Origin of the sequence: Streptomyces arenae (genome assembly GCF_022343545.1) — a bacterium.
Classification (GTDB): domain Bacteria; phylum Actinomycetota; class Actinomycetes; order Streptomycetales; family Streptomycetaceae; genus Streptomyces; species Streptomyces humi.
The window spans coordinates 74,849-93,761 of the sequence record NZ_JAKQYH010000054.1 but is presented as its reverse complement, the minus strand read 5'-3'; the positions used below and the strand labels follow the sequence as shown (position 1 = coordinate 93,761).

Annotated in this window: 12 protein-coding genes and 1 pseudogene; 4 read left to right on the top strand and 9 right to left on the bottom strand. The window is 73.2% G+C overall.

Going from position 1 to position 18,913, the window contains the following annotated elements; all coding sequences use genetic code 11:
* Nucleotides 1–68: 68 nt before the first annotated feature.
* Nucleotides 69–1,241, top strand: coding sequence for a serpin family protein (locus MB828_RS24450; protein WP_301650099.1), 1,173 nt, complete (start codon nt 69–71; stop codon nt 1,239–1,241).
* Between the two features lie 173 nt (nt 1,242–1,414).
* Here MB828_RS24450 and MB828_RS24445 read toward each other — a convergent pair whose 3' ends face one another.
* The 5 genes from MB828_RS24445 to MB828_RS24425 are packed head-to-tail and all read right to left on the bottom strand — an operon-like array spanning nt 1,415 to nt 10,358.
* Nucleotides 1,415–4,393 carry a glycoside hydrolase family 2 TIM barrel-domain containing protein gene (locus MB828_RS24445; protein ID WP_301650098.1) on the bottom strand — a complete coding sequence of 993 codons (2,979 nt, stop codon included), beginning with the start codon at nt 4,391–4,393 and terminating at the stop codon, nt 1,415–1,417.
* A gap of 38 nt (nt 4,394–4,431) precedes the next feature.
* Nucleotides 4,432–7,179: a glycoside hydrolase family 38 C-terminal domain-containing protein gene (locus tag MB828_RS24440; protein WP_301650097.1), complete on the bottom strand. Its 2,748-nt coding sequence runs from the start codon at nt 7,177–7,179 to the stop codon at nt 4,432–4,434.
* A 32-nt stretch (nt 7,180–7,211) separates the two neighbouring features.
* Nucleotides 7,212–8,051: a carbohydrate ABC transporter permease gene (locus tag MB828_RS24435; protein ID WP_301650107.1), complete on the bottom strand. Its 840-nt coding sequence runs from the start codon at nt 8,049–8,051 to the stop codon at nt 7,212–7,214.
* Between the two features lie 14 nt (nt 8,052–8,065).
* Complete coding sequence (locus tag MB828_RS24430; RefSeq protein ID WP_301650096.1) at nt 8,066–9,016, bottom strand: carbohydrate ABC transporter permease; 951 nt, start codon at nt 9,014–9,016, stop codon at nt 8,066–8,068.
* A gap of 7 nt (nt 9,017–9,023) precedes the next feature.
* Nucleotides 9,024–10,358, bottom strand: a complete 1,335-nt coding sequence (locus tag MB828_RS24425) for an ABC transporter substrate-binding protein (protein WP_301650095.1) — start codon at nt 10,356–10,358, stop codon at nt 9,024–9,026.
* Nucleotides 10,359–10,660: 302 nt separating this feature from the next.
* Between MB828_RS24425 and MB828_RS24420 the strand changes: the two genes are divergently transcribed.
* Nucleotides 10,661–11,662 (top strand): LacI family DNA-binding transcriptional regulator, encoded by a 1,002-nt coding sequence (locus tag MB828_RS24420; RefSeq protein WP_301650094.1) that lies wholly within the window; start codon nt 10,661–10,663, stop codon nt 11,660–11,662.
* A gap of 4 nt (nt 11,663–11,666) precedes the next feature.
* Here MB828_RS24420 and MB828_RS24415 read toward each other — a convergent pair whose 3' ends face one another.
* From MB828_RS24415 to MB828_RS24400, 4 genes and pseudogenes are all read right to left on the bottom strand, one after another.
* Complete coding sequence (locus tag MB828_RS24415; RefSeq protein WP_301650093.1) at nt 11,667–12,086, bottom strand: hypothetical protein; 420 nt, start codon at nt 12,084–12,086, stop codon at nt 11,667–11,669.
* Nucleotides 12,087–12,089: 3 nt separating this feature from the next.
* A complete protein-coding gene (locus MB828_RS24410; RefSeq protein ID WP_301650092.1) occupies nt 12,090–14,264 on the bottom strand; it encodes a DEAD/DEAH box helicase in 2,175 nt (724 codons plus the stop codon).
* A 72-nt stretch (nt 14,265–14,336) separates the two neighbouring features.
* Nucleotides 14,337–15,632, bottom strand: coding sequence for a hypothetical protein (locus MB828_RS24405; protein ID WP_301650091.1), 1,296 nt, complete (start codon nt 15,630–15,632; stop codon nt 14,337–14,339).
* A 503-nt stretch (nt 15,633–16,135) separates the two neighbouring features.
* Nucleotides 16,136–17,278, bottom strand: a pseudogene (locus tag MB828_RS24400) (HesA/MoeB/ThiF family protein); the annotation flags it as partial.
* Between MB828_RS24400 and MB828_RS24395 the strand changes: the two are divergent.
* Together MB828_RS24395 and MB828_RS24390 are read left to right on the top strand one after the other, a co-directional pair.
* A complete protein-coding gene (locus MB828_RS24395) occupies nt 17,277–17,486 on the top strand; it encodes a hypothetical protein (RefSeq protein ID WP_301650090.1) in 210 nt (69 codons plus the stop codon). The pseudogene MB828_RS24400 and the gene MB828_RS24395 sit on opposite strands and share 2 nt — an antisense overlap.
* 19 nt (nt 17,487–17,505) lie before the next feature.
* The gene (locus MB828_RS24390; protein ID WP_301650106.1) at nt 17,506–18,816 is read left to right on the top strand and encodes a M14 family zinc carboxypeptidase; all 1,311 of its coding nucleotides are present in this window, start codon (nt 17,506–17,508) and stop codon (nt 18,814–18,816) included.
* Nucleotides 18,817–18,913 lie beyond the last annotated feature (97 nt).

Here is an 18,913-nt window from a genome sequence, read left to right as displayed (position 1 = left end):
TGCCCGTTCCCGAGTGACCCTGAGTGTCCCGAGTGTCCCTGTCCCGAGTGTCCCTGGGAGGACGACGAATGAACGACACCGTCAGCGCCGTCAACGCGCTCACCGCACGCTGGGCCCGGCAGACCAGACAGGGCACGGTCTTCTCGGCCGCCGGTGTCTGGCCGCTGCTCGCCTTCCTCGCCGCCGGCGCCACCGGGCCCGCCCGCGACGAGCTGACCAGGGCCGTAGGACTGCCGGCCGACCGAGCCGCGTCCGGTGCGCGGGAGTTACTCGACGGGCTCGACGCGATGTCCGGCGTGGCGTCGGCGCTGGGGCTGTGGACCGACCGTGCGCTGGAGCTGCGCGAGCAGTGGGCGGCCGGGCTCCCCGCCGACGCGCACGGCGTGCTCGGCCCCGACGCGGCGGCCTCCCGGGAGGCGCTGGACGCGTGGGCGGCCAAGCGCACCGGCGGGCTGGTCGAGCGGATGCCGGTCCAACTGCCCGAGGGGGCCCGGCTGGTCCTGGCGACCGCGCTCGCGCTGCGCACGGAGTGGCGGCACCCGTTCCGGGAGACCGTACTGCGGCCCGGCTCCGGGCCGTGGCAGGGCCGTACGCTGGCCGGTCTGCACCGCAGCAGTGTCCGCCCGGACCGGCTCGGGGTGGCCACGGGCCCGGACGGACCGGTCACCACCGTGAAGGTGCCCGGCGGTGACGGCCTCGACGTGCATCTCCTGCTCGGCGCGGAGGGGATGGCGCCCGGGGAGGTGCTGAGCACCGGTATCGGCGTCCTGGAACGCGCCCTGCCGGTGACGACCGGCGGCCTGCTCCCCTACGGGGCCGCGGGACCCGGCGTGGCCGTGGAGCGGCAGCCGTCGGTAGATCCGGATCCGACGCGGCTGGATGTGACGACCGTCGGCTTCGCGGTGCGCGCGGACCACGATCTGCTGCAACTGCACGGCCTGTTCGGGCTGTCCACGGCCGCCGACGCCCGCGAGGGGCACTTCCCCGGGGTCTGTGCGGCGCCGCTCGCCATCGGGGCGGCCGGGCAGTCCGCGGTCGCGGAGTTCGGCCCGCTGGGCTTCCGGGCGGCCGCGGTGACGGCCGTGGTGGCGGCGCCGGGCGGCGGGCCGCCGCGGTACCGGCACGAGTCCACCGTGGTTCGGGCCGTCTTCGACCGGCCGTTCGGCTTCCTCGCCGTGCACCGCGACACCCGCCTGGCCCTGGCGGCAGGCTGGGTCACGGACCCGACAGCGGCGGGCTGAGCGACGCGGGGTCCGCGGGGCGGGCCGCGGCGGCGGGTCGCCGGGCGGCGGCAGGGGCGTGGGGGCTGGTCGTGCGGTTCCTCCCCCAGCCTTCGGCCGGGGGACCCCCAGCGCCCCTACGGGGCACGCTGGTGCCGGCCGTGAGACGCGTGGGCGCCGGCGGGTCCTGTCGCTCAGTCGGCCCGTGTGATGCGCAGGCGGAGGGTGCGGGCCTCGGGGCGCAGCGCGAACTCGGGCCACACGTCCGGTCCGCAGGCCCGGGAGCCGAGGCCGTGCTGCGCCGCGTCGATGATCAGGTGGCTGGTGGTGGACTCCGGGAGTTCGAAGGGGTGGGCGGCCCGGGCGAGCTGCTGCGGGGTGTGCCGGGCGAGGGTGAAGCCGGGGCGGCGCCCGCGGAGGTCGGGCAGCGCCGTGACGCGCAGGACGTCGGTGGCGCCGCTGGTCAGTGTGAGGTGCCGGAGCGCGGAGCGGTGGCCGGTCTCCTGGGGGCGCGCGTACTCCACGGAGAGGTCGGCCACGCCGGCCGAGAAGTGACCGGTGCGGGCCGCGCGCATGCTGTCGGGGTAGGACTCCAGCGGGCCGAGGCCGAACCAGCGGGCGCCGTCCACGGGGGCCGTCGCGTCGGGCAGTTCGAAGCGCACCCCGATCCGCGGCCACACCGTCCGCCAGCCGCGCGAGGGTTCGATCTCCACCCGCAGTTCCAGCTCGCCGTCCTCGACCGTCCAGACCGACTCCACCGTGACCGCCAGGGCGGAGTCCGCGGCGGAGACCCGGTCGACGGTGCGCAGGGCGTCGGTGGCGTGTTCCACGCTGATCCGCCGGGTGGTCAGCCGGTCGAGTCCGTCGCGCCGCCAGAGTTCGGCGCTGGACACCTCGGGGAGACTGGCGTCGCTGCCCTCCAGCCGGTCGGCGGTGCCCTCGTCGTTGTCGGTGGGCGCCCGGAACAGCTCCAGCCGCGGGCCGCTCACCGGGCGTCCGGCGAGGCGGGTGAGGGCGCCGCCGGTGAACTCGGCGATGCCGAGGGTGAGGGTGCCCTCGCCCGGCCGCCAGCCGGTGCGGGGCCGGACCGCGGGCACCGGCCGCCGTACCGAGCAGTCCAGTTGGGCGGTGGCCACCTCGTGTCCCTCGGGGGCCCAGGCGGTCTCCGCCGCGAGCACGGCCTCGACGGTCAGCCAGGTCTCGGCGTCGGCTGCCACCGGCAGCGGCGGCAGCGCCACCCGGGCCGACTCCCCCGCCGCCACCGCGGGCACCTCCAGGTCCCCCGCGTCCACGGGGGTTCCGTCGTGTTCGACGCGCCAGCGGAACCGCAGGTCGGAGGTGTCGGCGGAGTGCCGCAGGTTGGTGACGGCGAGCTTGCCGCCGTCGAAGGCGAAGCGGACCGGCTGCACGACCGCCTTGAACTCGTACAGGCCGGGCGTCGGCACGTCGTCGCTCAGCACCATGCCGTCCATCACGAAGTTGCCGTCGTGGACGACCTCCCCGAAGTCACCGCCGTAGGCGTAGAACGGCGTCCCGTCCGGGGCGGTGGCCGCGATGCCGTGGTCGCGCCACTCCCAGACGAAGCCGCCGTGCAGCCTCGGGTGGCGGTGGACGAGTTCCTCGTACTGGTCGAGGGCGCCGGGGCCGTTGCCCATCGCGTGGGCGTACTCGCACAGCAGGAACGGCTTGGTGCGCTGCCGGGCGCCCTGGGCCGGGGTGCAGCCCAGCAGCGGGGCGGTGGAGCCGTCGGTGCCGATCTGCTCGGTCTCCGGCACCGTCGAGTACATCCGGGAGTACACGTCGGTGTAGTCGCCGGTGTAGTCGCCCTCGTAGTGCACGGGACGCTCGGGGTCGCGGGCGTGCACCCAGGCCGACATGGCGGCGAGGTTGGCGCCGGTGCCGGCCTCGTTGCCGAGCGACCAGAGCACGACGGCGGGGTGGTTCTTGTCCCGTTCCACGGTGCGCTCGACGCGGTCCAGGCAGGCGGCACGCCAGGCCGGGTCCTCGGTGGGGTTGCCGGCCCAGCCGACCTTCTCGAAGCCATGGGTCTCCAGGTCGCATTCGAGGACGACCCAGAAGCCGAGTTCGTCGGCGAGGTCGAGCAGCCGGGGGTGCGGCGGGTAGTGGCTGGTGCGGATGGCGTTCACGTTGAACCGCTTCATCCGGGCCAGGTCCGCGCGGGCGTGCGCCTCGTCGAAGACCCGGCCGCGCTCGGGGTGCGCCTCGTGCCGGTTCATCCCGTGGAAGACCACCCGGCGCCCGTTGACCAGGAACCGGTCCCCGCGGATCTCGACGGTGCGGAAGCCGACCCGCAGCGCGATGCTCTCGGCGGCCGAGGACACGGTCGCGTCGTACAGCCGGGGCAGCTCCGCCGACCACGGCTCCACGGCGGGCACCTCGACCGGCGCCACGTCGGCCGGTGTCTCCCAGACCTGCTCGACGCCCAGTCCGGGGATGCGCAGGGTGACCGGGAAGGCGCTCGCGTCGGCGGTGATCTCCGCCTCGACGCGGCCGCGCCCGTCGTCGTACCCCGTCCGCAGCCAGACGTCCTCGATGCCGCCGGCCGGGCGGGCCAGCAGGGTGACGTCCCGGAAGATGCCCGGCAGCCACCACTGGTCCTGGTCCTCCAGGTAGCTGGCCGCCGACCACTGGTGCACGCGGACGGCGACGACGTTGTCACCGGGGCGGACCGCGGACGTCACGTCGAACTCGTGGGCCAGCCGGCTGCCGCTCGCGCTGCCGATCTCGACGCCGTTCACCCACACCCGGAACAGCGATTCCACGCCGTCGAACCGCAGCAGGACCCGCTCCGCGTCCGCCCAGTCCCCGGGCAGGTCGAAGTGGCGGCGGTAGTCGCCGGTGGGGTTCTCGTCGGGGACGTGCGGCGGGTCGATCGGGAACGGGAACTGGATGTTCGTGTAGATGGGGCGGCCGTAGGCGCCGTCGCCCTCCAGCACCCAGTGGGCGGGCACCGGGATGCCGTCCCAGCCGCCGTCGTCGAACTCCTCGGCGGCGAAGTCCTCGGCCACCGCCGCGGTCGGCGACAGGCGGAACCGCCAGGGTCCGTTCAGGGTGCGGGACGGGGCGTCGGAGTGCAGCCAGGAGCGGGCCGGGCGCAGGGCGCCGTGCCAGGGTGCGGGGTCCGATACGTACGTGGCGAGCGGGGAGGGCAAGAGGTCACAACTTTCTTGTCGGTGGGGGGTGTCGGGGGCTAGCGGAGGACGACGGTGCGGATCTCCCAGGGGCCGAGGGCGAGTTCCAGCCCGTCGCGCACCGGCTCGGCGGCGATCGGCCGGCCGAGCAGGTCGACGGTGACGGCTTCGGTGAAGGCGCCGGTCACGCGGACGGTCGAGGGGGTGTCGCGCAGCGCGGCCAGCCGGACCTCGGTGCCGGGTCCGTGGTCGGGGTCGCCGACCCGGCGGATGCTCGACACCTGGACGTCCGGTCCGTCGACCCGTACCCCGGCGGTGTCCGGGGGCAGCTGTCCGCCGCCGGGCGCGGTCCCCCGGGTGACGAGCACGTCAGCGCGGAACTCCTCGGCGAGGGCGACCGCGTTCGCGCCCCGCCAGCCGGTCGCCGAGGGCAGCACGGCGAACCGGTTCTCGATGCGCATGCCCAGCTCCTGGGCGCCCGGCGCGGGGATCTCGCTCGCCGCCGGTTCGTCGCGCAGGGGGTGGATGTTGACGCTGATCGAGCCGATGGCGCGCAGCAGGGTGACGGCGAGTTCACGGCCGTCGTCGACGAGTTCGTACTCGGCGGAGTGGTCGAGCAGGACGGTGGCCGGGCCCGCCGCCACGAAGGAACTCGCGGGGAAGGTCGGGATCGGGTACTCGCCCCAGCCGCCCTCCGCGGTCAGCCCGCGCTCGGTGACCGCGAACTGTCCGGCCGACGCGGACGTGGTCACGGGCCGGGGCAGCGGGACGTGGAGGCGCAGCCGGTGGTCGGCGGAGCGGTTGAGGAACGCCGTGGAGATCCGGACGAACGGCTCGCCCGCGCGGACCTCCACGAGCATGTCCACGTGGGTCGGTACGGTACGGCCGGACCGCCGGTCCCGGTCGCCGGCGGCGAGCGCCTCGGGCCAGTCGTAGACGCGGGTGACGCGCAGCCGGGCCCGCAGCGGGCCGCTCTCCACCTGTTCGACGTCGACCTGGGCCGGCTCGGACACCGGTACGTCGTGGGCCGGCGGGGCGTAGTTGTAGCTGTCGCCGCGGTCCCCGCCGTCGACCAGCCGGCCGACCCCCGTGAGCACGGTGCCGTCGGCACCGGTCACCGTCAGGGTGCCGTCGGCGGCGACACGGACCCCTACGAGACCGTTGGAGAGGCTGTCGGCCGTCGCGGTGGCGGGAGCCGGCACCGGGAGCGGTGCCGCGTCGCCGTGGCGGGCCGGGGTGTCCGGGACCGGCGCCACCCGGAAGGCCGCCAGTCCGCAGGCCGGGACCGGGACGGCCGCCAGGGCGGTGGCGCGGGGCTGGGCGAGGGTCCGTACCCGCCACTGCCCGGGGTGCGCGGCCGCCGCGGCGGCCACCTCGCCGCGCAGGGTCATCAGGTCGAAGGGCCCGGCCGGTACCTCGGCGAGGTGGAAGACCAGGGAGTTCGGAGTGAGTTCACAGCGGTCGATCAGCAGGCCGAAGAGTTCGCGGCGGTGGATCCGGCGCAGCACCCGCTCCAGCTGCGCGGCGTCGAGCCGTTCGTCGCTGAGGACGGTCGGGGCCTGCGAGACCGGCTGCACGGGGTGGACGGCGCCGTCGGCGGTGGTCGCGACCAGCGTGCTGCCCTCCGGCGCGGCCACCACGTCCACCTCGACCAGCGCGGTGCGCGGCACCGGCAGCGGGTTGGCGGCCAGGTGGGCGTCGCCCGGCACCCGGGCGGCGGGTTCGGCGAGGGCCGTGTCCCGGACGGCGCGGGCGGTCTGCGTGGCCTCGGCGAGGCGGGCGGCGACCTGGTCGCAGGTCTCGTCGGTGCCGGAGCCGACCACCGAGTCGTGCGCGGTCGACTCGATGATCTTGTGCCAGGCGAGGGCGAGGAAGTTCGTCTCGTCGCGCGTGGACCACAGGGCGTTCATCCGCTCGGCGTGGTCCACGGTCCGCTCGGCGAGGGCCATCCGCTGCTTCAGGCCGAGCCGCACGGACAGCACGCCCGGCAGGATGTTGCCGCGTACGTGGCTGCGCAGTTCACCGGTGACGACGGCGGTCGCCGGGTCCCGTACGTGCTCCCGGATGTACTCGTCGAGCGTGGCGACGGTGATCGGCCGCTCCTCGCTGGAGGCCTGCCGCAGCCAGTCCACCAGCCGCGGGTCGGGCGCGTTGTGGTCGGTGCCCGACATGGCGAGCACCGGGTCGCCGCCCCACCGCCCCGCCGTCATCCCGGCGTACTCGGCGAGCGCGCCGCGGATCCGGTCCGGGACCAGCAGGACGTCGAGCCCGTTGTCGTACCCGTCGAACAGGAACTCGGTGCGGACCTCGGAGCCGTCCGGGGCGCGCCAGCGGAAGGCGTGGCCGTCGACCGTGCCGGGGACCCCGCGCCACAGCGCCGCGTGTGCGATGCCGGCCCTGGCCAGGATCTGCGGCATCTGCGCGATGTGGCCGAACATGTCCGGCAGGTAGCCGACGGGCATCGCGCCGCCGAGCCGTTCGGCCGCCGCCCAGCCCATCTGGAGGTTGCGGACGATGGTCTCGCCGGAGCAGAGGAACTCGTCGAGGAGGATCAGCCAGGGGCCGACGGCGAGCCGGCCCTCGCGGACCAGGGCCGCGAGCCGGTCCCGGTGTTCGGGGCGCATCTCCAGGTAGTCCTCGACGGCGGCCATCTGCCCGTCGACGGTGAACCGGAAGTCCGGGTCGGCCTCGGCCGTCTCCAGCACGGTGTCGAGGGCGGTGACGAGCCGGTGCCGGAACACCTGGAACGGCTCGTACCACTCCCGGTCCCAGTGGAAGTGGGGCACGAAGACTGCCGGGTCGGGCATGGCGGAGGGCACCTTCTGTTCGGGGGCGGGCGTCACTTGAGGGAACCGGCGGCGAGTCCGGACCGCCAGAACCGCTGGAGGAGCACGAACACGACGATCACCGGCAGGACGGAGACCAGCGAGCCGGTGATGATGGACTGCTGGAGCAGCGGGGCGCGGGCGGTCTGGCCGTTCCACTCGTACAGGCCGAGCGTGATCGGGAACAGGGACTCCTTCTGCAGCATCACCATCGGCAGGAAGAAGTTGTTCCAGATGGCCACGAACTGGAACAGGAAGATGGTCACCAGGGCCGGTGTCATCAGCCGGAACGCGACCGAGAAGAACGTGCGGAACTCGCCCGCGCCGTCCAGCCGCGCGGACTCCAGCAGTTCCTGCGGGACCGCCGCGTCGGCGAAGATCCGGGCGAGGTAGACGCCGAACGGGCTGACGATGCTGGGCAGGAAGACCGCGAGGTAGGTGTTGACCAGGCCGGTCGCCGAGAACAGCAGGAACAGCGGGAGGGCGAGCGCGGTGGTGGGCACCAGGACCCCGCCGAGGATGACGGAGAACAGGAACTCCCGGCCCCGGAACCGGAACTTGGCGAGGGCGTAGCCGCACAGCGCGGAGATCAGGGTGCCGACGGCGGCGCCCAGCACCGCGTAGAGCACGGTGTTCAGGGCCCAGCGGCCGAAGATGCCGTCGCTGCGGGTGAACAGGGTGCCCAGGTTGTCGAACAGGTCGAAGTGCGAGAACAGCAGGCCGTTGGTGGCGGCCAGGTCGCCCTGCGGCTTGGTCGACGCGACGACGAGGAAGTAGACCGGCAGCAGGAAGTAGACGGCCAGCAGCAGCATCAGGGCTGTGGCGGCCGTACGGCTGACCCGGCTTTCACGCATCACGGAGGGGTTGCTCACAGTCCGGCCTTCTTCGAGGTCAGTCGCATGAAACCGAAGCTCAGGACGAAGGTGATGACGGCGATGACGACCGAGATGGCCGCCGCCTGCTGGTAGTTGTTCCCGGAGGCCACCGTGTAGGCGAGCATGTTCGGGGTGAACGTGCTGGAGATGTTCGAGGAGATCTGGCGCAGCACGGCCGGCTCGGCGTACAGCTGGAGCGTGCCGATGATCGAGAACACGGTGGTCAGCACGATCGACGGCGCGATGATCGGTACCTTGACCCGCCAGGCGATGACCCAGTTGGAGGCGCCGTCGAGCTTGGCGGCCTCGTAGAGCTCCTGCGGGATCGACTGGAGCGCCGAGAACATGATCAGCATGTTGTAGCCGGTCCACAGCCAGGTGGAGACGTTGGCGGCGGACCAGAGCACGGCGCCGGGACCGAGGAAGTCGGGGTGCAGCCCGATGCCGTCCAGCAGGTCGACGACCGGGCTGAGCTGCGGCGAGTACAGGTACGACCACATGATCGCGGCGATCACGCCGGGTACCGCGTACGGCATGAACGCCACGATGCGGAAGAAGCCCTTGGCCCGCAGCAGGGGCGTGTCCAGCAGCAGCGCGATGACCAGCGCCACGAACAGCATGACCGGCACCTGCACGATGCCGAACAGCCCGATGCGGCCGATGCTCGACCAGAACTCGGTGTTCTGGAACACCTGCCCGTACTGCTCGAAGCCGCCGAAGGTCGTGTACGACGTCCCGTACTGCCCGCCGGAGCGGCGCACCACGCGGAAGCTCTGCCACAGCGCGTAGCCGACCGGCACCAGGTAGAACAGCAGGAACGGCAGGAAGAACGGGGTGACGAAGGCGGCGACGGTGCCCAGCCGGGGGCCGCCGCCACCCGGTCGGCGGCGGCGGTTCCCGGTCGGCGCCACCGCGTGGGCCGGGCGGGTAGCGATGTCGGTCATACGGCGGTCACTTGCCTGCCTCGGCCGGGATGGCCTGGTCCTTCATCGACTTCAGCGCGGCGGCCTGGGCGGCGGCGAGCGCGTCGTCGAGGGTGCCGCTGCCGCCCGCGGCCTTGGCCATCGCGTCCTGGAGCGCCAGGTTCACCGTCTTCTGGGTGGGGCCCCAGGCGAAACTGGTGTCGATCTTCTTGGAGGAGTCGGCGAAGACGTCGAAGATCTTCTCGTTGCCGTAGTACGGCACGCCCTGCTTCAGCGCCGGCAGGTCCAGCCCCGCGGTGGCCGCCGGGTAGAGGCCGCCGAGCTTGTTCTCCAGGGCCAGGGCGTCCGGGTCGGTGTTGAGCCAGGTGTTGAACTCCACCGACTCGTACAGGTGCTTGCCGCCCTTCATGAAGGCGACGGTCGAGCCGCCCCAGTCACCGGAGGAGCCGCTGGTGCCCCAGGTCGGCATCGGCACGATGGTCCACTTCCCGGCCTGCTTGGGCAGGTTGTCGCGGAACATGCTGTAGCCCCAGGCGGCGCCGACGTAGGTGGCGATCTGGTCCTTCTGGTAGGCGGCGTACATCTGCGTCGAGCCGTGCGCGAGGTCGGTGCGCACGACCTTCTCGGAGATCAGCTTCTGCCAGTAGTCGGCGACCTGCCGGCTCTGCGCCGAGTCGACACTGACCTGCCACTTGTCGCCGGCGTAGCCGTACATCTCGGCGCTGTTCTGCCACAGCAGCCCGTTGAACCACTCGGCGTTGTTCGGGTCGAAGAACGTGATGTCGAGCGCGGGGTCCGCCTTGTGCAGCTTCTGGGCCGCCGTCGCGTACTCGTCCCAGGTGGTGGGGACGGCAACGTTGTACTTCTTGAAGAGGTCGCTGCGGACGTAGAGGGCCATCGGGCCGGTGTCCTGCGGGATGGCGAAGACGCCGGTGCCGCCGAAGCTGGTCTGCGACCAGGTCCAGGGGACGAACTTCGACTTGGCGGCGGTGGCCGCCTTGCAGGCGGAGGCGTCCACGAAGGCGCTCTGGGTGCGCAGGTTCGGAAGTTCGTCGTAGCCGACCTGGGCGAGGTCCGGCGCCTTGTTCGCCTTGAGGGCGTTGCCGAGGGTGCCGTACTGGTCGTTGGAGATGTTCTTCGTCTCGACCTGGACGTTCGGGTGCTGCTTGTTCCAGAGTGCGACGACCTTGTCCATGCCCGGCACGGTGTTCCAGTACTGGAGGGTGACCTTGCCCTTCGCCGGGGCGCAGGACGAGCCGGACGCCTGGTCCGACGAGCCGGACGAGGAACACCCGGCGAGTACGACGATTCCGGCCGTGGCGGTCGCGACGGCGAGGCGGGTGCGCGTGACTGTGGTGCTCATATCTTCCGTTCCAGAGATCGTCCGGCGAGAGGGGCCGGGCGGGTCGACGTTGACACCTGGAGGCGGATGCCTTCTGGTCGGAGTGCTCCTGTCCGGACTGCTCCCGGCGGGAGTGCTCCTGGTTGGAATGTGGATCCGTGAGCGGTACCGTGAGCGCTCACGGGAGCGGTAACGGGCGGCGATCTGGAGTGTGGGCTCAGGCCCGCCGGAGTGTCAAGGCTCAGGAACCGGGACACGGCATACTCGGTGTCCCTGCGACGGCCCCGGGACCGGGCCCGTCGGCAATTTCGCGGAGGTGAGTGATGGTGTCGTCGGGGACCGGACCCCGCAGGGTGACGATCGACGACGTGGCCGAGGCCGCCGGCGTGTCCCGGCAGACCGTGTCACGGGCGCTCAACGACAAGGGCGAGATCGGCGTCTCCACCAAGCAGCGCGTCCTCGACGCGGCCCTCGAACTGGGCTACCGGCCGAGCCGGTTCGCCCGGGGACTGGTACGGCAGGACACGTTCAGCGTCGGCCTGGTGATCCCGGACCTGCTCAACCCGTTCTTCACCGAGGTCGCCGCCGCCGCGCTGGACGCGGCCCGGGGCCGTGGCTGGCACGTGGTGGTCTACGACACCGGCGACCGCGTCGAGGAGGAACGCGGCACCCTGGAGGTGATCGCCTCCCAGGTGGACGCGGTCGTGGGCTACCTGAGCCTGCCGGAGGACGAGATCGCCCGGCTCACCCGGGGGCTGCCCGTCGTCCTCATCGACCGCAAGCACCGCACCGAACGGTTCAGTTCGATCCGGATCGACGGCGAGGCGGGCGTCCACGCGGCGATCCGGCACCTCGCCGCGGCGGGGCACCGGCGCATCGGCATGCTCGACCACGCCGAACGGTCCGAACCGAGCGTCCGGCACGAGTGGTTCGACGCCGCGATGGCCGCGTGCGGGCTGGACGCCGGTTCGGTGGCCCGCGCCGACCAGAGCGTGGAGGGCGGGGAACAGGCGCTCCAGGAACTCCTCGCGGTCCACCCCGAACTGACCGCCGTGTTCATCTTCAACGACATCATCGCCTTCGGGGCGTTGCGCGCCGCGCGCCGGCTGGGCCGCTCGGTCCCCGGAGACCTCGCGGTGATCGGCTTCGACGGCCTGCGGCTGGGCGCGCTCGTCGAGCCGCCGCTGACCACGGTGGCCCTGGACACCCGCGGCCTCGGCGCGCTCGCGGTCGAACAGGCGGCGCGGCTGCTGACCGGGAGCGGCCCACTGCACGCCGACGAACTGGTGGTGGGGGCCGAGCTGCGACTGCGGGAGTCGGGGTAGCGGCTCACTCTTCGTCGTACCAGGTGAAGAAGCCGTCGGTCCACGTCCGCTCGTCCACGTCCACCGGCGAGACCTCCAACTCGGCTTCCGGCGGGCCTTCGTGATACGCCGAGGCCGCCGCGTGGGCCTGCTCCTCGGAGCGGAACGCGCCCAGGATGACGACCTCCTCACCGTGGCCGGGCTCTTCCAGGATCCGGAAGAGCAGATGCAGGTCCATGGGCAGGCCTTCCGCGGCCGGCCCGTGGTCCAACTCCAGCGGAACGACCAGGAAACCGTCCGGAGATTCCCTGAACCCGGGGAGTTCCGCGGTGACGGCCTGGGCCCGCGCCGCCCGCTCCGGCGTCGAGAACACCCCGATCAGCTTGAAGTCGGCGCTCCCGTCGTCGAAGTCATGGAGGTGGATCAGTGCGTGGACCGCGGTCATGGGTCAGGCCTCCGCTCTCTCGACCCGGTTCCCGTCCGTCATCCCGAGGCGGGCCTGTTCCTCCTCGACGATCCGGCGCGCGAGGTCGGCGTCCGACACGTCGATCGCGTCCGGGGTGGCCTCGGCCACCGCGCTGCGGCGGGCGTAGGCGTCGAACAGGCGGGTCTTCCGCTCCAGGATCCGCACCAGGCGTTCGTCCACTCCCCCGGTGGCGAGCAGCCGGTGCACGCGCACCGGCCTGACCTGCCCCATCCGGTGGGCCCGGGCCACCGCCTGGTGCTCGATGGTGGGCTTGACCTGGGGTTCGCAGATCACGACCACGGAGGCCGCCTGCATGTTCAGGCCGACGCCCGCCGCCTGCATCTGCGCCAGGAGCACGGCGGGGCCCGGGGCGGCGGCGTACTCGTCGACGATCTGCTGCCGCCGGGCCGCGGGCACGGCGCCGGTGAGGGGGCCGAAGACCGCGGTGCCGTCGGCGAGCGCTGCCCGGACCACCTGGAGGACGTCCTTGAAGTAGGAGAACACCACGGTCTTCTGCCCGTTCTCGCCGGCCTCGCCGACGATCTCCAGGAGCCGCTCCAGCTTGGCCGACCGCTCCGGGCACGCGTACGCGGCCCTGCGCATCGCCATGAAGTTCCCGGTGCGCACGGCCTCGCGGTACGCCTCCTCGTCCGCGGCGCTCAACTCCTCCCACTCGTCGGTCCGCTGCAGGCTCGGGAGTTCCGTCAGCACGTCCTGCTGATTGCGCCGCAGGTAGACGGGGGCGACGGCCTTGCGGAAGGCGACCGAGCCGGCCAGGGCGTCCCGGTCTTCCAGGGCCTGCGCGACACCGCGGTCGAGCATCCCGACCAGGTTGCGGAACTCCGCGACCCGGTTCTCCATCGGGGTGCCGGTCATGAAGAGGGTGCGCTCGCACCGCTCGGCCCACTGGGCGACCGCCTGGGACCGCTTGGTCTTCGGGTTCTTGACGGAGTGCGCCTCGTCGACCACGAACAGGCCGACCTCGCCGCCGTTCGGTGCGGGGAATCCGCGCAGGGCGTCGAACGTGGTCACCGCGACCCCGCCGCGCCGCATCCAGTCGGCGAACCCGTCCTGCCGGTCCGGGCCGTGCAGCAGCAGGACGCGCAGGGCGCTGCGGGCCTCGATCTCCCGGGTCCAGTTGACGAGGACGCTCGCCGGGCACACCACCATGAAGTGGCTCCGCCCCTCGGCGGCCAGGTGGGCCAGCACGGCGATCGCCTGGATGGTCTTCCCCAGGCCCATCTCGTCGCCGAGGATCACGTTGCGCTGCGCGAGGGCGAACCGCGCGCCGAACGCCTGGTAGCCGCGCAGGGAGACCCGCCGGTGCGAGTCGTCGAGGCGCTGGGTCCGTACCCGCTCGGCGATCTCGTCCGGCAGGAAGCCCTCGGCGGCGGCGGTGTCGGGCGCCCGCCCGGAGATCTCGGCGAGCAGGCCGTAGTAGTCGGCGGAGCGCAGTTCGAAGTCCGCCCAGGCGGCGAGGTCGGACGAGGGTCCGCGGAGCAGGTCCACCGAGGCCTGCGCGAACAGTCCGGGCAGTTCCGCCCGCTCCGCCTCGTCCAGCAGCGAACGGATCTCCGTCACCGCCGCCATGGCCCGCGCCTTCTTCTCCCGGCCCGCCAGGAGCATCCGGAACCACCCCGCGGCGGGCCCGGCGTCGGCCAGCAGCGGGCCCAGCCGCTCGGTCAGCGCACCGGCCCGGTCGACGGCGCGCCGCGCTTCCGGGCCCGCCTCCACCAGGACGTGCAGGGCCATGACGAGCGCGGTGGTCTCCGGCTCCGGCCGGTCCACGTCGATGTGGACGGCCACCGTCTCGTGCACGGCGTCGGAGAGCCTGCGGGCCGCGGCGAGCATCTGGTCGACGGTGCGCTGTCCCACGCCGGGGATCTGCCGCAGCCGGTAGGAGCCCGCGTCGAGCACCGCGCCCACCGTGCGCAGCCCGCTCTGCTCGACACCGCCCAGCCGCAGCCGGCCTTCGGTGACGTCCTGGAGCCGGGCGACCGGTATGGCGTCGAGTTCCCGGCGCACCACCGCGTCGTGGATCGGCGTCAGCACGGCCTGTACCGCCTCGACGGCCCTGCCGTGGTCCGCGACCACGTTCCGGGCCGCTTCGCACAGCCGCGCACCCCGCCCGACCGCCGCCCGCTCGTCCCGCCCCACGCGCCCCCGCCCCTCACTCGCCGTCCCCGCATCCTCCCACCGTGTGCGGGTGACGGGGCTCGGGTCGGGTCGTCAGTTCGTCGCCGTGGGCCCGCGCGAGGTGCGGTCGCGCCAGCGGGTGACCAGCCACAGGACGTTGACGCCGCCCAGGGTGACGAGCACCGCAGCCGCATCGGCATTGCGCGCGAGGCCGTGGCCGGGTCCCAGCCCGCGGGCCGCGCGGACCAGCAGGGTCACGTCGGCGGGGAGGGTGACGGCGGCCATGAACGCCAGGCAGGCCACCGTGCCGGTCACGAGGATCACGCTGTAGAGACGGACGGCCCGGCGCTCGTGCGGGGGCAGCCCGGTACTCGGATCGGCGGACGGGCCGGTGCTCTGCCCTTCGGGCGGATCGGTGCTCGATGCGGCGGGCGCGGGGGCGGTCACGGCACGGTGTCGCGGCCGGAGCGTCCGCCGGTACCGGTAGCGGGCGTAGGCGAGTCCGTCGCCGTACAGGTTCCGGCAGCCGGTGAGGTCCTGGAGGACGAAGTACAGGTCGGTCCGGGTGAACACCATGAGCTGGAAGGGCAGCGGCATCAGCGCGATCAGCAGGCCCGCGGCGGCGAGGCGGTGTGCCGTCGTACCGGTGTCCGTGCAGGCGAGGGTGAGGACCAGGGCCGACGCGACGGACAGGTTGAGGGCAATGCCCGCCAGGTAGGACGTCAGCCGGTGGCGGCGGGGCGCCAGTTCGATGCCGCTGATGTCGGTCTGCATGACGAGGAACTGCAGCCGGGTGCCCAGGCGTATCCTCCCGGGCACACCCGCGGCGCGCGCGGTGACCAGATGCGCCAGTTCATGGGCGAACAACAGCGTCCAGCCGGCCGCCGCCCCGGTCAGCAGGACCAGGCTTCCGTGCGGGCTCCACAGTAGGTCGTGATAGCCCGGCAGCAGGTCGGGGCGACGGATCAGGACGAGGAGGGCGGCCAGCACCAGCAACGCGACGAGCACCGGGAGGGCGGGGTGCAGGGCGTGACGGACGTGGTGAGGACGCAGCCACGGCAGGGAGGCGGGCGGCGGTTCGGCGTCCGGCACCGGCTGGTCACCGATCCTTGCCACGAACCCCAGGGCGGCCAGGTCCCCGACGAAGTCCGCGATGTCGAGTTCCTCGCCGGTCTCGTCCCGCAGGGCCGCCGCCGTACGGGCCACGCTCAGCCCCTGCCCGAGCAGCTCCAGCGCCCGTGCCCCGGCCGCCGGCAGGGCGACGAAGGTCCGCGTCGCCATCCGGCCCACGATCCACTCGTCCCGGTCCCGCCGCACCCCGAGCTCGTGCAACAACACCCGCGCCGACGGCTCGATCCGACGTGTTCCCGGTACCGCGGCGTCGGTCACGCGGGGGCCGGCGGTCGCGGGAGGCCCGATGAACTCGGGGGGCCTGCGGGACGCCGAAGGTGCGCTGGCAGCCGACGGTCCACCGCCTCGGGCCCACCCGCCGACTGCGGCCCGACCCCCGGCTTCGGAGCACCCGCCGCCGAGCCCTCCGCCACTGCCTCGGGGCCGCCGGCCGGCCGCGGGGCAGCCCCCGGCTCGGGATCTCCCGCCGACGCCGAGCCGCCGGCCGCCGCCTCAAAGCCACCCGCAGGCCGCGGCGCATCCCTCAGCCCCAAAGCACCCGCCGACGCCAAGCCCTCCGCCACTGCCTCGGGGCCGCCGGCCGGCCGCGGGGCACCCCCCGGCTCGGGATCTCCCGCCGCCGCCGAGCCGCCGGCCACCGCCTCAAAGCCACCCGCAGGCCGCGGCGCATCCCTCAGCCCCGAAGCACCCGCCGACGCCGAGCCGCCGGCCGCCCGCGTCACGCCCGCCCCCTTCCGGTCCCCCGCTCCGCATTTCTCCGTTGGTTTCGCGCCGCAGGCGGGGCAGTCGGGGCGGCGGGCCGTGCGCTGCATCAGGGGGTCGGCGGGGAGCATGAGGTTGAGGCCGAAGCGGTACCCCGGGGTGATCCGGGGGATCCCGCACAGGAGCATGAGCGCGGCGTGGGCCAGCAGGCTGCCGGACAGGCCCGCGGTCACGGCGTTGACCGGGTTCCACGGCATGCGGGGCGAGGCGACGTCCTCGTCCTGGCCGGGCGCGAGCCGCAGGTCCCGGCGCTCGGCCTCGGCGAGGCGCAGGCACTCCCAGCACGCGCCCCGCCCGGGGGCGAAGACCCCGACGTTCACCAGGGGGCCGCGGTAACCGGCCTCCGCCCACGGCGTGCCGGACGCCAGGCAGACGTCGTTGGCCCACCTGCGGATCACGGCGGGCCGGTCTGCGGCGAGCAGCAGGACGTCGTACGACGACGCGCCGCCGGAGCCGCCGGCCAGCAGGTCCTCCAGATCGGCCGGCCCGCGTACCTCGCGGCGCGTTCCGGTGACCGTGGTGTCCGGGTTCAGGGCGCGCAACGCCTCCAGCGCCGCGTCGATCTTGGGCGTCCCGATGTCGCACTCGCGGAAAAGGGTCTGCCGGTTGAGGTTGGACAGTTCGACGACGTCCGGTTCGACGCAGTGCAGCCGTCCCACCCCGGAGGCCACCAGGTCCCGGGCGGCGGCCCCGCCGGTACCGCCGACGCCGATCAGCAGGACCCGGGCACGGCGCAGCCGAACCTGCGGTTCCCAGGAGCTCGGCCTCGGGCCGAGGTCCATCCAGCGCAACAGGGTCATGCCCCTGCCGTACCGCTCGAGTTCCCGCTCGGACAGCTCCGCCGGCGGCGCGGCACCGGCGTCCTCCACGTACCCGGCCGTGGTCAGGTCGGTGATCGCCTGGAGGATGTCCGGGCCCGGCAGCGCCAGGTGCGGGTGGCGACGGGACACCTCGGCGACGATGTCCGCGGTGCCGCGGGTGCCGTCCATGGCCTCGACCAGGGTCCACACCCAGCCGTCGGGATCCTGGACCTCGGCCCCGATGCCGTGCACGACGCTCCCGATCCGCACATGGCCGTCGACCGTCCGGTAGGCCCGGTGCTCGGGTTTGACCCGAGGCCGCCGCATCGCCGGCACCGTCATGTTCGCGCCAATCTCGTCAGTCACAACTCCCCATGCAGGAACGGACATTGACAAGGGTTACGCGTCGGCCGAACGCTGGCAAGAGCACATCGACCACGGCACGTCGCAACCGGCAACGGGAGGGCACGGCATGGCAGACAAGATCCAGATCCGGCCGCTGGACAAGAAGGAGACCACCGGCGACAGCGGTGGCAACGGCGGCTCCTGACCCGATTCGGACGCACATGATGGACCGTTATCCCACGGTCGAGGAAGTCACCGACTCGGCGCGGCGGCTGGTCTCCCGGTTCCCCGGAGCGGCCCGTCTGCGCCGGATCGGCATGTCCCGTGCGGGTCGCCCGATCCTGATGCTGTCGGTGGGAGACGGGCCGCACCACGTCCTGGTGGTGGCCCGGCCGCATCCCGACGAGCCGGTCGGCGGAGCGACCGCGCTCGCCCTGGCGGAGCTGGTGGCGCACGGCGACGGGCCGTCCCCGGCGACCGATCCCGCCGTGGTCACCTGGGACATCGTGCTGTGCCTCGACCCGGACGGCGCCGCGCTGAGCCAGGGCATCGAAGCGGCGACGGCCGGTCCCGGCCCCTCGCTGGACGCCTACTTCCGCGCCGCCTACCGCCCGGTCGCTGCGGAACAGCCCGAGTGGGCCCCGCTCGAAGGCCGGCAACTCCCGGAGAGCGAGGCGCTGTTCCGGGTGATCGACGAACTGCGGCCGTTCCTCCAGTGCTCCCTGCACGGCATCGAGGCGGGCGGCAGCTGGGTGCAGTCGACCCGCGACCTGCCGGGACTCGCGGCGCCCTTCGCGGCGTCCGCCGCGGCGCTGGGCATCCCGCTGCAGCGTGGCACGTTCGACGCCCTGTACTGGGAGAACCCCGCCCCCGGGGTCTACGTCCTGCCGCCGCCGGACAGCACTGACCGGCTGGCCGCCGGATCGGAGAAGATCGGGCTGTCCACCTGGTGCGCGCCCCAGCGGTACGGCGGTGCGACGACGATCATCGAAGTGCCCATGTGGGCCACCGGCCTGGCCGACGACCTCTCCGCACACCCGGACGCCGTACGCGCCCTGCGCGACCTGGCCGGACTGGTACGGGACAGCGGACAGCAGGTGACCGCCGTACTCGACAAGGCGCGCGCGTTCCTGCCGTCGCCCGAGGACGATCCCTCGTGCCGCGTGCTGGAGTGGATGGCCGACGGACTCTACGACCTGGTCGCCGAGTCCTGGCAGCCGCTGGCCCGGCAGGCGGCCGAGGCAACACACCCTGGCGATCCGCGCCGGCTGACGGCGGCCCAGGTGTGCGCCCTGGACGTGGTGGCCCGCCGTCAACCGCTGCGCGCGGCGGGCCTGTTGTCACGGCTGCTGAAGGCCGCGGGCGACCCCGCGGCCCCCGCACTCCGCCGCGACCTGGACGAACTGCGCACCGCATGGTCCACGGACTTCGAGCACTCCCTGTCCTTGCGCTGGATACCGGTCCACCACCAGACGCAACTCCAGACCCGAACGGCCGTGGCAGCCGCCGAAACGGCACTGACGTCCCTGCGGTGAGCCCACCACGGCTCAGCCCCCTCCGTCTCCGTGCACGTCGACGCCACCAACGGCGCGTGCCTCGGCGTGGGTGGATGTGCTGCGAGTTCGGCAGCCG

Coding starts and splice junctions, on each gene's coding strand:
- MB828_RS24450 (WP_301650099.1), top strand. CDS start 69: ATGAACGACACCGTCAGCGCCGTCAACGCGCTCACCGCACGCTGGGCC.
- MB828_RS24440 (WP_301650097.1), bottom strand. CDS start 7,179: ATGCCCGACCCGGCAGTCTTCGTGCCCCACTTCCACTGGGACCGGGAG.
- MB828_RS24435 (WP_301650107.1), bottom strand. CDS start 8,051: ATGCGTGAAAGCCGGGTCAGCCGTACGGCCGCCACAGCCCTGATGCTG.
- MB828_RS24430 (WP_301650096.1), bottom strand. CDS start 9,016: ATGACCGACATCGCTACCCGCCCGGCCCACGCGGTGGCGCCGACCGGG.
- MB828_RS24425 (WP_301650095.1), bottom strand. CDS start 10,358: ATGAGCACCACAGTCACGCGCACCCGCCTCGCCGTCGCGACCGCCACG.
- MB828_RS24420 (WP_301650094.1), top strand. CDS start 10,661: ATGGTGTCGTCGGGGACCGGACCCCGCAGGGTGACGATCGACGACGTG.
- MB828_RS24415 (WP_301650093.1), bottom strand. CDS start 12,086: ATGACCGCGGTCCACGCACTGATCCACCTCCATGACTTCGACGACGGG.
- MB828_RS24395 (WP_301650090.1), top strand. CDS start 17,277: ATGTTCGCGCCAATCTCGTCAGTCACAACTCCCCATGCAGGAACGGAC.
- MB828_RS24390 (WP_301650106.1), top strand. CDS start 17,506: ATGGACCGTTATCCCACGGTCGAGGAAGTCACCGACTCGGCGCGGCGG.